This is a genomic window from Flavobacterium sp. B183 (assembly GCF_023539155.1).
Taxonomy (GTDB): Bacteria; Bacteroidota; Bacteroidia; order Flavobacteriales; family Flavobacteriaceae; genus Flavobacterium; species Flavobacterium tructae.
Genome location: NZ_CP097434.1, coordinates 1,296,600 through 1,311,623 on the forward strand (window position 1 = coordinate 1,296,600; position 15,024 = coordinate 1,311,623).

The following is a 15,024-nucleotide window of genomic DNA, read 5'->3' on the forward strand; positions in this document are numbered from 1 at the left end:
GAAGTCGAAGACCTTTATTGTCAGGAAGCCTTCGACTTCGCTCAGGGTGACATTCAGTGACGAACGAAAAACATTTAAAACTTCCAAATCCCATAAAACTGAAAATAGTTGAAATTCTGCTCAAAGTTAATGACATAGCGGGCTCCAAAACTGGGTCCGATTCTCGCAAATCCGGCTGTTAAATCAAACAAAACGCCCGTTTTTAAATTCCCAAAACCGTTCTTTATCGAATTGGACTGCGTTCGGGTACTGATTAAAAACTGATCTGTTCCACCTTCAAAGTTTTCAATTTTTTGGATTTGATTTTGTTCTGATGAGATATCAAAATTGGCCTGAATTCCGGCTCCGACTCCTATATAATTGTTAAGATTATAGCGAATCAGGACCGGGATTTCCCAGTTTACATTTTTGTTTTCGGTTGTCGTGGTGGTACGTTGCAGTTGCTTCACGCCATTGGCACCTGCCACAGTCTGATCAATCACTGTTAGGCCGCTTTCGTATTTGTTCAGGGCATTAATCCATTCTGCCTGCCAGTAAAAACGATACGATTTAAAAGGCGAAATAGTGGCACCCACAAAATAACTCGTTGATTTTTCCAGATCAGGATACAAATTATAACCGGCTTTTGCTCCAATTGAAATTCCGGGAAGGAATCGGGTTGTGGCGTAGTTGGTAATGATGGGCTCGTTTTTATCAAAAATAATAGCAGTTCGGCTTCGGGTTTTTACCTTATGAAAGTCCTCACCAAACTTCATTGAGTACTTTACAAAACCTTTTGTACTGTCTTTTTCGTGCACATTTTTCTGTTCACTTCCGGGTAAGTAAATGTTTTTGAAGGTAAAAAAGATTTGATTCTTTTTGATAATGGTATCCAGGCAGCTTGTCGTTGGAACTTCATTTTTTGGACAGATGGGACATTTGGGGTACATGTCTTCAATTTGGAAGGTTTTTTTGTCGAACATATCCGGAATATCAGTTTCAAGTCTAATCATTCGGGCAGGACCTTCACCGTTGTTTTGAAAACGTGTTTTAAAATTTACTCTTTTAAAACGAACCAGTCTGTAATTCATAAAACGCCCGTTGGATCCCATTTTGTTAGGATCGTGAGACGTTACGATTTCCATTTCCAGATTCTTGATTTTATGGTTTTTATAACTTCGGTTCGGAACAAAAATACCGCGCATGGTAACCGTTGCGCTAGTATCTTTGATCATTTCGGGAGTCGTTTTAAAAGTATAAAAAACATTTCGGGTTTCATTAGGATTAGCATCGTCAAACTCTAAAACCGAAACATTATGATAGGTTTTATGGGCGTCGAGTAAGGAAGCATCCAAGTCTTCTTCGCTGGTTGTATTTCTGTATTTTTTGGCTTTAAAAGTGTTTTCAGCAGAAGCAACATAGTTTTTAGAATCGTCCAGATCGTCTACAAAAGCAACGGTTTTTTCCTTTACTTCATGCTCGCTGGCGTGGGTTCTGTAATCAACCAGTTCGAAATTATTATTCTTAAATTGCTTTTCATTATAAAATAAATACAGTTTTCCGCTGGAAACATAATTTTCCATGTTCTGATAACTCACTACGACTACCATTTCCTGTTCCGGAATCGGGTCACAGTTTTTTAAAATAGCCAATCCGTTTTGATCGGCTATAGAAGCAATGTCTTTATAATTGGTATCCGTAAGGTCATTTACGGCTACTTTTTTCGGGCGTGTTGCCGGAGGTTTTCCATTGTCGTAATTGTTGGTTACGGCAAGTCTGGTAGTGTAGGTTCCTTTGTTTTTGTAGACATGTTTTGGTTCGGCTTCCCTGCTGTAATGTCCGTCACCGAGTTCCCACAAATAAGAATAACTGGGTTTGGGGGCACCGGCAATGGGAATTAAAGGCGGAGTTTCGGGTTTATACGTAACCGCATTTCCGTTCTGAATGAAAACAATATTGGCCCTTCGGGTTATGGTGTCTTTTACCTTCGTTTGTCCCATTGCAAGAATAGAAAATAGCATCAATAAAATAGACGATAGTGGTTTCATAACTAGAGGTTTTTAGCCCTGATGGGAGCGGCATCCTTTTGTCACGGGGTTCGGGACAAAAGATACAGCGGACAGCAGGATTAGCTTCTGAAAAGCATCAGAATTGATTTGAAAACTGGATTAAATGTAAAAAAAAGTGATGAGCAAATCATCACTTTTTCTTAAAAAGTATTTTGTAACTTACTGAATAGCATTGATTGCGGCTACTAATTGTGCTTCAGTTCCCACTGTTGTTTCCCCCAGTGTAAAGGTGTACACATCATTTGCAGCAACAGTTACCGCTTTAATTGCATATCGCCATTGGCCATTGTCTTCGGTTACAAAAATCACATGACATTTTAAGCCAATTGGAATTTGTCCGTAGTGCTCGCTAAACAATCCGGCAGGAGTATAAGTATCTAATTTTGCAAGCGCATTAGTGCCTTCGCCATCATAAGACAAATAAACCGCACTGTTGTTATTGTCGTAACCATCAGGAGCATCAACCAAAAGAGTAGTTTTCGGTCTTGGGTCACTGTAAAAACGGTCAACGTTTGTCCATCCAAAATTACCAAAAGTCACAAAGTAATTGGTTCCTTCACCCTGAACGCCGCCTTTACCACCGGTTCCGTCAGCATTTGGTTTAGGTTGTTCCCATGCCAGTTCCCCTTTCTCATCAATCTTACCGACCCATAAAGTCATGGCATTGTCGACACCATCTGTTAAAGCCGCAGGCACAATTAAATTCATTGAACAGGAACTTTTAAGTTCAACACCACCCTGAGTAGCTCTGATGAAAAATTCTCCACCGGAAATCAATAAGTTTTTCTTTCCGTCAGGCATAATCCCCATAGTAGGTTTGTTGGTAACCAACATAGTTCCTTTGTCAAAAAGTTCGATGTACTCAATTGCAACTGCCCCCGTTACCGCAACTCCATTTTTGGTAAGACAATCCCCGTTGATGCTTAATTTTACTCCTTTAGCCGAAGTTAAAGTTACCACACCGGTTCCGGCAGTGATGGTAAAGTTCTGTGTGTTTTTCTTCACCCCTTGTTCACTTATGCTTTTGAAAGCAGAAGCCGAGGGTGGCAAAATAAGAGCATCGTCGCTGTCGCTATTGTCGCAGCTTACAAAACCCATTGCCAGTAAAAATAAAAGTCCGATTTTTTTAAAATGTGTGTTCATGATTTCTAGTTTTTTATAAATCTGTCCTGATGATCAGGTGGTTTTCAGATTTCGGTTGTTAATTATATTGCTATATCAATTTGGGTTTGATATTGTTACCCCCTGTTTTTGTTTTTTCTGAGTTTATTCTGAAAGACACCTGTCTTCAAATAAATTGCCGTCTTCATCTACAGCAACAAGAATGCTTGTCTTTCGTGAAAGCGTTATTGAAAAATAGATCCATACTGTAACCCAGAGTCCGAATGTGATACAGGTCAGAAAGAGGTGCAACGGATGGTTGATTGCTTTTGGTTTTTTGGATAAAACCACATACGGAAGCTTTTCATTATGCTCCACAACCACAAATCCATTTCGTGTTTTGGCAGAAATCATCTGATGAAATTGATCCAAACTCTTTTCGTTTACAAATTGATAGGTTTCCATTTTCCTGATTTTTGATGGTTTTTAGGCTCTTCTCTAAGGCTATTTTAGAAGTTCTTTACTATTACATCAACTTGATTTGTTAATTGTTACCTTATGACATGAAATTTATTTCCAATTGTTTTTTAAATTAGCTACAAAATGATTCTTTATGGTTAAGAATAAAATTCATCCCGATCAAATGTATATTGATGGTATTGCTGCAAATAATTCTGCAGTTATTCAAAGCATTTACAAAAAATTCGTTCCCAAAGTGGTCATGTTTGTCATGAACAATTCGGGAGATAAAGAACATGCTCAGGATGTGGTTCAGGAAGTCATGATTTTACTTTTTAATCAGGCCAAAGCGAAAACACTACAACTGACTTGTCCTTTTGACGCTTACTTTTTTTTATTGTGTAAAAGGAAATGGCTCAACGAACTTAAAAAAACAGCCAATAAAGGGGTAACAATTAATGAGGATGCGGTATCTATGAATGAATCTGCTCTTGAATTAATTGGTCAAACCGAAGAATTTGATGAAAGACAGCAGCTCTTTGATGCCATGTTTCAAAAATTAGGAGACAAATGTCAGGAGTTGTTAAAACTAAGTTTCACCACCAAAACGATGGAAGAAGTTGCAGCGAAACTCAACGTGACTTATGGGTATGTTCGTAAGAAAAAATCGTTGTGCATAGGGCAATTGACACAATGGATTCAGGAAGCCGGGAATTTTAAATCGTTAAAAAATAATTAGTCATGAACGAAGAACGTTACATATTATTCGATCAATATCTTCAGGGAGAAATGACTGTTGAGGAAAAAAATAGTTTTGAGAAACAATTGTCTGAGGATCATGAACTGGCTTCAGCCTTTGAAACTTTCAAAGAAGTGCAGTTACAGCTCAAAAGTAAATTTGAACACGAAAGAGAAAGAGAAGTCTTTACGGCAAATCTGACGGAGATTTCAGAGAAACATTTTAATGCCAACAAGCCTAAAGTGGTTCAAATGCGACCTTGGTATTTCGCAGCAGCGGCATCGATTGTTATTTTATTCGGACTGTTCTTTTTTGATTACAATCAGAATCCTGATTTTGAAGATTTTAATCATCCCGAAACCGCTTCTTTTGTCGAACGTGGGGATGCAGACGAAACTTTAAAACAAGCAGAAAAAGCATTCAACGAAAAGAATTATGAACTTGCAATTCCGTTTTTTGAGGAAATTTTAAAAGAGAATAAAACACCTGAAATACAATATTTTTATGGAGTTTCTTTACTGGAAGAAAGTGATTATAAAGAAGCAGAAGCAGTTTTTAATGAACTAAAATTAGGTACTTCAGCTTACAAAGAAAAAGCCAAATGGAGTCTGGCACTGTCCAAATTAAAACAGAAAGATTACAATGCCTGCAGAGAAATTCTGCAGACCATTTCTCAGGATTATGAAAACTATGACGATGTTCAGGAGTTGCTGGACGAGTTAGATTGATTGTTTATTTAAAAGGGTAAAATTATTATACTTTCAAACCGGACAGGCTTTAAAACCTGTCCGGTTTATTTATATAAAAAAGGTTTTTACGTAAAGCCGTAAACGAATCCGGATTTTTAGTTCTACATTCGGCTGATTTTTTTTAGAAAAATTTACCAAAAAACAATTTCAACCTAACCGGATTATTTACATGAACAAAATTACTTTAGTTTTTCTTATTGTATGCACTCAAACGATCTTTGGCTATGCCAAAATCACAGAAACCGAAAAGCTTGCTGCTACCTGCAAAGTTTGGGGATTCTTAAAATATTATCATCCTGCAGTGGCCAGTGGGAAAATAAACTGGGATGAAAAACTTTTTGAAGTTTTGCCTAAAATTGAAAAAGCACAGACCAAAGAAGAATTTTCTGCCACAATCGAAAAATGGATTGAAAGTCTGGGAGAAGTATCTGCGAATACACCGGCGGCTCCTGATTCAAAAACAGACTATTTTTATAAAAATTTAAATTTAGAATGGACGCAAAAAGGCAAACTGTTCACCAAAAGCCTTTCTCAAAAATTGAAATTTATTACAGAGAATAGATTTCAGGGTGTAAATCATTTTGTAAATCAAGAGGGTAAAAATGTTCGTTTGCAGTTTGTTAATGAACCAGTCTATGCTGATTTTAAATGGACAGATAAAAATTTACGCCTTTTGGCACTATTTCGTTTTTGGAATTACACAGAATACTTTTTTCCGTATAAATATGTAATGGATCAGAATTGGGACGAAGCGCTTACTGAAATTCTTCCTCATATTGAAACTCCGGCTTCCGAAAAGGAATTTTTATTGGCAATGCGTGAAATATCGATAAAGCTTAACGATACACATGCCGGGACTACTAGTCCGGATATGGTTAAGTATTTGGGTGGAGAGAAGTATATTGCTTTTACAGCTAAATTTATAAACGATAAAGCTGTAATTGTTGCTGTAGCTAATGATTCTTTAGCCAAAATAGATGACTTAAGAATTGGCGATATTATAACGAAAGTTGATGGGAGCACAGTTGCTCAGCAATTAGCAGAGCTTTCAAAATATATGCAGGGATCTAATAAAGCTGTAGCGACTTACTTGGGAGGTTTTATAATGTTTACAGGAGATACAGATGATTTAGAAATTGAATTCATTAGAGATAATGTGACATCAACAAAGAAAATACATCGTTACTCAAACGAAAAAATTAAAAGATCACCATTCAAAAAAACTGCAAAATGGGAAATTCTGGCAGATAATATTGGCTATGTAAGAATGAGTAAAGTACCAAAAGAGGAAGTTGCAAAGATGATGGAAGAATTAAAAGGGACACAAGCTATTATTTTTGATGTCAGAAGCAGACCAGCCTATACTGATTTTTTAGTCAGCGAATATCTAAATCCGGAGCCAAAACCAATTTTGAGATTGCTTCGACAGGACTTAAGTTATCCTGGTCGTTATTATTTTATGGACGATATGGAAGAATGTGGTAAAATCAATCCAGATTATTATAAAGGTAAAGTAATTGCTCTGGTAGGCTCAGGAACTCATAGTTTTGGGGAACAAACCGTAATGAGCCTTCAGACAGCACCAAATGTTACCGTTGTAGGTACTCAGACATCGGGCTCCGATGGACCAAATTATGAATTTAACATTATCAACGGATTTGATTCTTCATTTACTTCAATGGGTGCTTTTTACCCAAATAAAAAAGAAACACAGCGTATTGGGATTATCCCGGATATTAAAGTAATCCCAACCATTTTAGGGGCTCAACAAGGTAAAGACGAAGTTCTGGATCGCGCTTTACTGTTTGTTAAAACAGGGAAATAACAAATTATTTCGTACTGATTCAAACCCGATAGGTTTTTAAAAACCTGTCGGGTTTACTTTTAGAAAAAATCCGTTTTTATCCGCGTTTTCACGAAGTGAATCCGTAAAAATCCGCGTGCTATTTTTCCTCATTTCATTCAAATTGGGAAAGTTTTTAATATTATCGTAATTTTGGGCCATTAAAAATTATAACAATTGAATTTGAAGCCCATAATTACCGATACACATACACATTTATATTCTGAAGAATTTGATCAGGACCGCGACGAGATGATGCAGAGAGCTATAAATGCCGGAGTAACCCGTTTTTTTATTCCTGCGATTGATGCCGCTGCCACACAGTCGATGTACGATCTGGAGCAAAATTATCCGGATTATGTATACTTGATGATGGGGTTGCATCCTACCTATGTGAAAGACAATTACGAAGAAGAGTTAAAGCATGTAGAAACGGAGCTGGCCAAACGAAAGTTTTACGCTGTAGGTGAAATTGGCATCGATTTGTATTGGGATAAAACACATCTAAAAGAGCAGCAAATTGCTTTTAAAAGACAAATTCAACTGGCAAAACAATACAAATTACCTATTGTAATTCATTGTCGTGAGGCTTTCGATGAAATCTTTGAAGTACTGGAAGAGGAAAAATCAGCCGATTTATTTGGAATTTTTCATTGCTTTTCAGGTACATACGAGCAGGCACTTCAGGCGCTGTCTTACAATATGAAGCTGGGAATTGGTGGAGTGGTAACTTTCAAGAACGGAAAAATCGATCAGTTTCTAAATCAGATCGATTTGAAACATATCGTTCTGGAAACCGATTCTCCTTATTTAGCGCCAATTCCGTATCGCGGAAAGCGAAATGAAAGCAGTTATCTGGTAAATGTTATCGCCAAATTAGCGGATATATACAACGTCTCAGAGGAAGAAATCGCAGAACGAACCACTCAGAATTCTAAAGACGTTTTTGGGATTTAACCCGTACCTTACAATAGTTTAATTTTTTTTTTGTTCTTTTGCCCACTTAATACCAATATAAATAATGCAGAGATTTGATGCCATTCGACCGTTTTATGATTCTGAAATAAATGAAGCACTTCATGATGTAGTCAATCATCCGATGATGAAAACCATGATGAACTTTACTTTTCCGGAAGTAGCAGATGAGGTTTGGAAAGAGCAGCTAAAAAAGACACATTCTATTCGTGATTTTCAATGCAACTTTATTTATAACACCATACAAAAAGTTTTAGAGAAAAGTTCTGAAGGTCTTACTACTTCAGGATTTGAGAAACTGGAAAAAAACACCTCTTACTTGTTTATCTCTAATCACAGAGATATATTATTAGATACTACTTTATTAAACGTTTGTCTTTTTGAGCACGGATTAGTCATGACGGCATCTGCCATTGGAGACAATCTGGTAAAAAAAGCATTCCTGAGTACTTTGGCAAAATTAAACCGAAACTTTTTGGTTCTAAGAGGTTTATCGCCAAGAGAAATGTTGCAGAGTTCTAAATTATTATCAGAATATATTGGGCAATTATTACTTCGTGAGAATCGTTCGGTTTGGATTGCACAGAGAGAAGGCCGTACCAAAGACGGAAACGATGAAACCAATCCGGGAGTTCTAAAAATGATCGGAATGGGATCTGATGAGCCTAATCTAATGGATTATTTTAAGAAATTAAAAATTGTTCCCGTGTCCATTTCATACGAATACGATCCAACAGATGTTCTGAAGATGCCACAGTTAATGGCAGAAGCCAATAATGAGGTTTATGTTAAAGACAAAAACGAAGATTTCATGAATATCCTGAGTGGTATCATGGGAACTAAAAAAAGAATACACATTTCGGTTGGAGATGTTTTAGATACAGAAATCGATCAGATTGTAGCTGAAAATGACAATGTCAACAAACAAGTACAGGCTTTGGCTCAGGTTATTGACGATTCGGTTTTGAAAAATTATCAATTATGGCCAACTAATTTTATTGCTTACGATATTTTAAACGAGACCAATAAGTTTGCGCACTTGTACAAAGAAAGCGAAAAATCGTTGTTCGAGCGTCGTTTAGAAATGCGTATCGGAAGTGATAACCCAGTAACAAGACAAGGATTTCTGGCCATGTACGCTAACCCGGTTGTTAATAAATTAAAATATCAGGATGTCATCTAAACCAAAAATACTACTAATCTATACCGGTGGAACTATCGGTATGAGTAAAGATTTTGAGACGGGCGCGCTCAAAGCGTTCAACTTTGGTAAATTATTACAAAAGATACCTGAAATCAAACAATTAGACTGCGATATTGAAACAGTTTCATTTGAGGAGCCGATTGATTCCTCGAATATGAATCCTCAAGAGTGGACGAAAATTGCCGCTATTATTGAAGAAAATTATATTGCTTACGACGGGTTTGTGGTGTTGCACGGATCGGATACCATGTCATATTCTGCTTCGGCATTGAGTTTTATGTTAGAGAATTTGGCAAAACCGGTAGTGTTTACAGGTTCCCAGCTTCCGATAGGAGACTTACGTACCGATGCTAAAGAAAACCTGATTACAGCTATTCAGATTGCTTCACTTCAGGAAAACGGAAAACCGGTAATCACTGAGGTTTGTTTGTATTTTGAATATAAACTGTACCGCGGTAATCGAACTTCAAAAGTAAATGCAGAACATTTCAGAGCATTTACAGCACCAAACTATCCGGAATTAGTAGAGTCAGGAGTTCATTTAAAGTTGAACACACATTTATTTCTTCCTGTAAAGACAGACGCGAAACTAATCGTTCATAAAGAAATGGACAATCATGTTGCAATCATCAAAATGTTCCCTGGAATGAGTGAAGTGGTTTTAGCTTCAATTTTAGCCATTAAAGATCTAAAGGGAATCGTTTTGGAAACCTACGGTTCGGGTAATGCACCAACAGAAGACTGGTTTTTGGATTTGATTGAGAAAGCAATTCAGTCCGGATTACACATTGTTAACGTGACCCAATGTTCGGGTGGAAGCGTCAATATGGGGCAATACGAAACCAGTACCGCTTTAAAATCGCTTGGCGTTATCTCCGGAAAGGACATCACTACCGAGGCAGCCATAACAAAATTAATGTACCTGCTGGGACAAAATATTCCTCAAACTGAATTTAAGGCAATTTTCGAAACAGCTTTACGCGGGGAGATTTCGCTATAAGATAAAATTCCAAATTCCAATCGTTTGCTGATTATATCTTCATTTTGGAATTTGGAATTTCTAAATTTGGAGCTTATCAATTTTTGTAACGAACCTCACAAGTTCCAAACTCTTCTTCAGGGCTTTGTTTTTTGTAATACACATAAACTATCACAGAAAGAATGCAAATAATACCCTGAATAGCCACAGTTTCTCGGGTTCCAATAATGTGTGAAACATATCCGATAATCAAACTTCCCACAGGAATCATTCCCTGATATGCCATCAGATAGTAACTAATACTTCTCGAACGCAGGTGCACAGGACTTTGTGTCTGAACGTAAATATTTATAGACGAGGTTTGTGCCATCATTCCCAGACCGCTCAGAGCCATGCAAATAAGCGCTACGGTCAGACTGTTAGAATAGGCCAGTACGATAATGCTAAAACCTAATAATAAGCTCGCAGCGATCATTATTTTGCCCATATTGTCTGCTTTTTTAAGATTAGCCAGATAAATAGCAGACAGTATCGAACCAATTCCGGCAGCACTTTCAAACCAACTGAAAGTCTGTGCATTTCCGGTAAAAATATCCTTGGCAAAAACAGGCATTAAAGTATTGAACGAAATCACAAACAAGCTGCTACACATTAACATCAGAAGCATTTTAGCCATTTCACTTTCTTTTTTAATATAATCCAGACCTTCAAGAAAGTCGTCAACCATTTTCATTTTTTCGGTGGCTTTAATATGCGGTGTGATTTTCATCATCAATAAAGAAATCAGAACAGGAATGTAGCTTAAGAAGTTTCCAATAAAACAAATGTCCTCACCATAATTGTGCAGAATAATTCCGGCTAAGGCAGGTCCGGCAATTCGGGCAAAATTATTCAGCGTAGAGTTTAAGGCCACTGCATTGGGTAAGTCCTCTTTATTGTCAACAATATCTATCATCATCGTTTGTCGGCAAGTCATGTCAAAAGAATTGATGATTCCCTGAATTAAACTCAAGGCCAGAATAAAGTTGATGTTGTATATTTTCAGATAAATTAACAGTGCCAAAGCACCTGCTTGAAGCATAGCCAAAGATTGCAATAGAATCATAGCACGGTGTCTGTCGTAACGGCCAATAATACTTCCGGCCAGGGGAGCCAGAAACAAGGACGGGATCATGCTTAAAAATGTCGCTAATCCCAGTAAGAAAACCGAACCCGTAACGCTGTAAATCATCCAGCTTACAGCTGTTTTTTGAAGCCAGGTTCCAATTACAGAAACAGATTGTCCGTAAAAGAACAACTTGAAGTTTTTTGATTTTAACGCTTTAAACATAATGCCTGATATTTTTTTACAAAGTTCGGAATTATGATTTCATTAGAAAAATTAATAATTTTACTTGTAATAAGTATTTAAACTTATCAATATGGAAATTTATCAACTAGAATATTTTATAAAAACCGCTGAGGTACTTCATTTTACCAAAGCGGCCGAGTTGTGTTTTGTAACACAATCGGGTTTATCACAGCAAATAAAAAAACTCGAAGAAGAACTCGAAATGCCTTTGTTTAAAAGGATCGGTAAAAAAGTACAGCTTACCGAAGCCGGTGCTGTTTTCCTGATTCACGCCAAAAAAGTTATCGAAAATGTAGAAAACGGAAAACAGGCTATTGAAGATTTAAACGAAATGATTGGCGGTGAACTGCGAATTGGCGTAACCTATATCTTCGGACTTTTAATTCTGCCCGTTATCAATACGTTTGCAAAACAGTACCCTAACCTAAAAATTGTCGTCGAATACGGCACGACAGAAGCTTTAGAACAAAAATTATTAACGAACGAATTGGACCTGGTTTTGGTGATTTCGTCACATGAAATAAATATTCCCGTTGAGAAAGTTCCTTTGTTTACGTCACAAATGGTATTGGTGGTTTCAAAAACACATTCTTTGGCAGCTTTAGATAAAATCGCTTTCAAGAAAATAGAGGAAATTCCACTTGTTTTACCGGGAAAAGGGTCGAATTCGAGAGAATTTGTGGAAGAACTATTTGCTAAAAACAAAATGAGACCCAAGATTTCCATCGAACTAAACTCCATTCATGCCTTACTGCAAATGGTTCAGGACAGTGACTGGGCCACCATAGTGGCAGAGAAAGCCCTAAAAGGCTGGGACGACCTGAAAGCGATTCAGATTACGGGAGTTCCCACAAAAGAGAATCGTTTATGCTGACTCTTGGAGGCTATCAAAAAAAGGCTGTAAAACTGTTTATGGAAGAATTTAGAAAAAGTATGTAAACTAATATCCGATTTTGTTTTTCTAAGTCATTTTTTTTATGTTATTTGCAGACCAATTTAGAAAGGTGTCCGAGTGGTTGAAGGAGCTAGCCTGGAAAGCTAGTATATGGGTAACTGTATCGAGGGTTCGAATCCCTTCCTTTCTGCAAAACCTGTAAATTAACATTTACAGGTTTTTTTGTTTAATTAATTAAGAGATTCTGGTTGATTTATTGAAATGAATATACGAGTTGAGTTTTTAAATAGTTTAAGTATGGTTAAATTCTTGTCGGGTGTCTTATTATTAATTGTAGTTTCTTTATTGGTTTTTTCTTCAATTGGTTTTGGACTTATACATCTGAAGCTTTGGGATCATGGGGTTGATATATCTCCAAAAGGTGTTGAGATTTATATTCATGAATTAGGAAGTTATAAGGGTTTATTTTTGGCTACTGTAACTGTAACAGCAGCATATTTGGGATTAAAGCGTTTAAAAGCTGCTACGGATGCAAACGAGGATAAATTGCGTAATGATAGATTCAATGAGTGGAAAATTGTACTTGAAAGTAGAATACAAGAACAGTTAATTTGGGATCCATATATGAAAAGGTGTTTTGTACATATAAGATATCGATTATTTCAGACTTTATACAGACTTGATTTCAATATTGAAAGTATTGATGATTTGAGAATAATGTTTTCTCATTTTGAGACACCAAATAATAACATACCAGCATTTTTAGAAGAACAAAGTAATAGATCTAAAGATATGGGAGGATATTATCCTAATGAAAATTATTTGTATTCGTTTGATTCATTTAGATATATTATTTATGGTTGTATAAATGAAGCATATGATAACTTTGAAAGCGATTTAAGAGCATTGTATTTAGACCGGGCAAAATTATCAACAATGAGAACTGTTGATAAGGACTTATATGTGGTAGCGATGAATAATTACAAACCAACTAAAAGGGATTCAAATTTATAGAATAGTAGGTTTTCTGAGCAAAATGATTAATTAAAAAAATGTTGTGAGATTCTCACAACATTTTTTTAATTAAAATAGTTACAATTATTCAAAGCTTAATCTCAAACAAACTAAAAGAACCTTCCTTATAATGTTCCGGTAATTCACTGGTCCATTCGATGGTGCTGATTCCTTTGTAATTAAAACCACAACTGGTGTAATACTTATTTATCCTTTCGTTACCGCTATGCGTATCAAGCCTGATGTATGATTTGTTATTCTCGTGAGCATATATTTTTGCCCATTCGATGATTTTTTTAACATACGACTGTCCTCTGAATTTTGGGTTCGTAGCAATACGATGAAGGTAGATGGCAGGATCGGCGCTGGCTTCTTTCCAGATAATCAAATCGTTAAAAGTAAGCACAAAGGTACAGGCAATCTCGTCTCCTTCTTTGATGATGAAATGACGATTCTCGGCAATTTCGTTTTCTATCAGAGTCCTTTCAAAACCTCTCCAGCTTTTATTATTGACCGTTTTTTGATAAGAGGTAGCTTCATTATAAAGATCAAAAACGGCATCGATATCTTCATTTGTAGTTTTAAAAAATTCCATTATTGGGTGGTATGCTGTAGATTAATGAATTCCTCAAAGGTAAATCTTTAAGAAGCGTAAAGTCCCATGAAACATCAGTTTTAACTTTTTTTAGGAGTATTCAGCCATACCACATTTTGTTCGGATTGATGTTCCTGACCAATAATATCCCGATATAATTCTGGTCTCCTTGCTTTTATGTAACGGTTTCCGCCAGCCTGAATGCACTTTTCAGGAGTTAATAGTGCAGTTACAAAAGAGTCTTCAAAAGAGCTGCATTCAGAAAGAATATCCCAAAAGGATCAATAATCATCGAACAGCCATTTTTCAGTTGATCATCGTCCATTCCAATTGGGTTTGAGAATACGGCATAAATGGCATTGTCATAGGCTCTTGCAGGAAGCCATTTCATAAGCCAGTCTCTGCCCTTCATTCCTTCAAATTCCAGTCGGAGAGAAGTAGGATCAGACTCACGGTTTTCCCACAGCTGTGGGGCAACAAATCCGGCACCCGGTCGGGTAGAAGGAGTACACATCGTAACGTGAGGCATAAAAATAATTTGGGCTCCTAAAAGAGTAGTAGCGCGAACATTCTCAATAATATTGTTGTCGTAACAAATTAAGATTCCGCATTTCCATCCTTTAATCTCAAAGATACAGTATTGGTTTCCCGGAGTAAGGTGTGGATTGATAAACGGATGCAATTTTCGGTATTTGGCAACCAAACCATTTTCGTCTACGCACACATAAGCTTTGAATAAGTTATCGTCTTCGTCTTTCTCAAAGAGCCCCGCCAGAATCACGATATTATGGTTTCGCGCAATTTCAGTTAATTTCAAAATACTTTCTCCACTCGGAATTAATTCTGCCAGGTTCAGCATTTGTTCTTTTGACAGATGTCGGGCAAAAGTATAGCCTGTTACAGAACACTCGTGAAAGGAGATAACATCGCAGCCCTGACTTGCTGCCTGTTGTGAAAGTTTTTCAATTACGGATAAGTTATAACTTTTATCGCCACTTTTGTTCTCGAACTGAGCCGTGGCTATTTTTAAATTTTTCATAATGCTTACTATTGATTTGAGACAAAGGTAGCA

General features: G+C 36.8%; 14 protein-coding genes and 1 tRNA gene. 9 read left to right on the plus strand and 6 right to left on the minus strand.

Going from position 1 to position 15,024, the window contains the following annotated elements:
* Positions 1-74: 74 nt before the first annotated feature.
* The 3 genes from M4I44_RS05720 to M4I44_RS05730 form a co-directional block, all read right to left on the minus strand.
* A complete protein-coding gene (locus M4I44_RS05720; protein ID WP_249966757.1) occupies positions 75-2,027 on the minus strand; it encodes a PKD domain-containing protein in 1,953 nt (650 codons plus the stop codon).
* Between the two features lie 180 nt (positions 2,028-2,207).
* Entirely contained in the window at positions 2,208-3,191 is a 984-nt protein-coding gene (locus tag M4I44_RS05725; RefSeq protein WP_249966758.1) for a hypothetical protein, read from the minus strand.
* A gap of 123 nt (positions 3,192-3,314) precedes the next feature.
* A complete protein-coding gene (locus M4I44_RS05730; protein ID WP_017494641.1) occupies positions 3,315-3,614 on the minus strand; it encodes a hypothetical protein in 300 nt (99 codons plus the stop codon).
* 148 nt (positions 3,615-3,762) lie between these two features.
* Between M4I44_RS05730 and M4I44_RS05735 the strand changes: the two genes are divergently transcribed.
* The 6 genes from M4I44_RS05735 (at position 3,763) to M4I44_RS05760 (ending at position 10,118) form a co-directional block, all read left to right on the plus strand.
* Positions 3,763-4,347, plus strand: a complete 585-nt coding sequence (locus tag M4I44_RS05735; protein WP_249966759.1) for an RNA polymerase sigma factor — start codon at positions 3,763-3,765, stop codon at positions 4,345-4,347.
* Between the two features lie 2 nt (positions 4,348-4,349).
* A complete protein-coding gene (locus M4I44_RS05740; protein WP_249966760.1) occupies positions 4,350-5,075 on the plus strand; it encodes a tol-pal system YbgF family protein in 726 nt (241 codons plus the stop codon).
* Between the two features lie 190 nt (positions 5,076-5,265).
* Positions 5,266-6,921 (plus strand): S41 family peptidase, encoded by a 1,656-nt coding sequence (locus M4I44_RS05745; RefSeq protein WP_249966761.1) that lies wholly within the window; start codon positions 5,266-5,268, stop codon positions 6,919-6,921.
* A gap of 195 nt (positions 6,922-7,116) precedes the next feature.
* On the plus strand, positions 7,117-7,896 hold the full coding sequence (locus M4I44_RS05750) for a TatD family hydrolase (RefSeq protein WP_026109780.1): 780 nt from the start codon (positions 7,117-7,119) through the stop codon (positions 7,894-7,896).
* A gap of 64 nt (positions 7,897-7,960) precedes the next feature.
* Positions 7,961-9,097: a 1-acyl-sn-glycerol-3-phosphate acyltransferase gene (locus M4I44_RS05755; RefSeq protein ID WP_017494646.1), complete on the plus strand. Its 1,137-nt coding sequence runs from the start codon at positions 7,961-7,963 to the stop codon at positions 9,095-9,097.
* The gene (locus M4I44_RS05760; protein ID WP_089076731.1) at positions 9,087-10,118 is read left to right on the plus strand and encodes an asparaginase; all 1,032 of its coding nucleotides are present in this window, start codon (positions 9,087-9,089) and stop codon (positions 10,116-10,118) included. The genes M4I44_RS05755 and M4I44_RS05760 overlap by 11 nt, the downstream gene beginning before the upstream one ends.
* A gap of 76 nt (positions 10,119-10,194) precedes the next feature.
* On the opposite strand, the gene M4I44_RS05765 is transcribed toward M4I44_RS05760, so the two are convergent.
* The gene (locus M4I44_RS05765; RefSeq protein ID WP_070906085.1) at positions 10,195-11,427 is read right to left on the minus strand and encodes an MFS transporter; all 1,233 of its coding nucleotides are present in this window, start codon (positions 11,425-11,427) and stop codon (positions 10,195-10,197) included.
* A gap of 91 nt (positions 11,428-11,518) precedes the next feature.
* Between M4I44_RS05765 and M4I44_RS05770 the strand changes: the two genes are divergently transcribed.
* The 3 genes from M4I44_RS05770 (at position 11,519) to M4I44_RS05780 (ending at position 13,357) form a co-directional block, all read left to right on the plus strand.
* Complete coding sequence (locus M4I44_RS05770) at positions 11,519-12,322, plus strand: LysR substrate-binding domain-containing protein (RefSeq protein ID WP_249966762.1); 804 nt, start codon at positions 11,519-11,521, stop codon at positions 12,320-12,322.
* 124 nt (positions 12,323-12,446) lie between these two features.
* Positions 12,447-12,533: transfer RNA gene (locus M4I44_RS05775), tRNA-Ser, on the plus strand.
* 107 nt (positions 12,534-12,640) lie between these two features.
* Positions 12,641-13,357 (plus strand): hypothetical protein, encoded by a 717-nt coding sequence (locus M4I44_RS05780; RefSeq protein ID WP_249966763.1) that lies wholly within the window; start codon positions 12,641-12,643, stop codon positions 13,355-13,357.
* A gap of 88 nt (positions 13,358-13,445) precedes the next feature.
* Here M4I44_RS05780 and M4I44_RS05785 read toward each other — a convergent pair whose 3' ends face one another.
* Both M4I44_RS05785 and M4I44_RS05790 read right to left on the minus strand, forming a co-directional pair.
* Positions 13,446-13,952 carry a GNAT family N-acetyltransferase gene (locus M4I44_RS05785; protein WP_249966765.1) on the minus strand — a complete coding sequence of 169 codons (507 nt, stop codon included), beginning with the start codon at positions 13,950-13,952 and terminating at the stop codon, positions 13,446-13,448.
* 229 nt (positions 13,953-14,181) lie between these two features.
* On the minus strand, positions 14,182-14,991 hold the full coding sequence (locus M4I44_RS05790) for a nitrilase-related carbon-nitrogen hydrolase (protein ID WP_371922993.1): 810 nt from the start codon (positions 14,989-14,991) through the stop codon (positions 14,182-14,184).
* Positions 14,992-15,024: the final 33 nt, after the last annotated feature.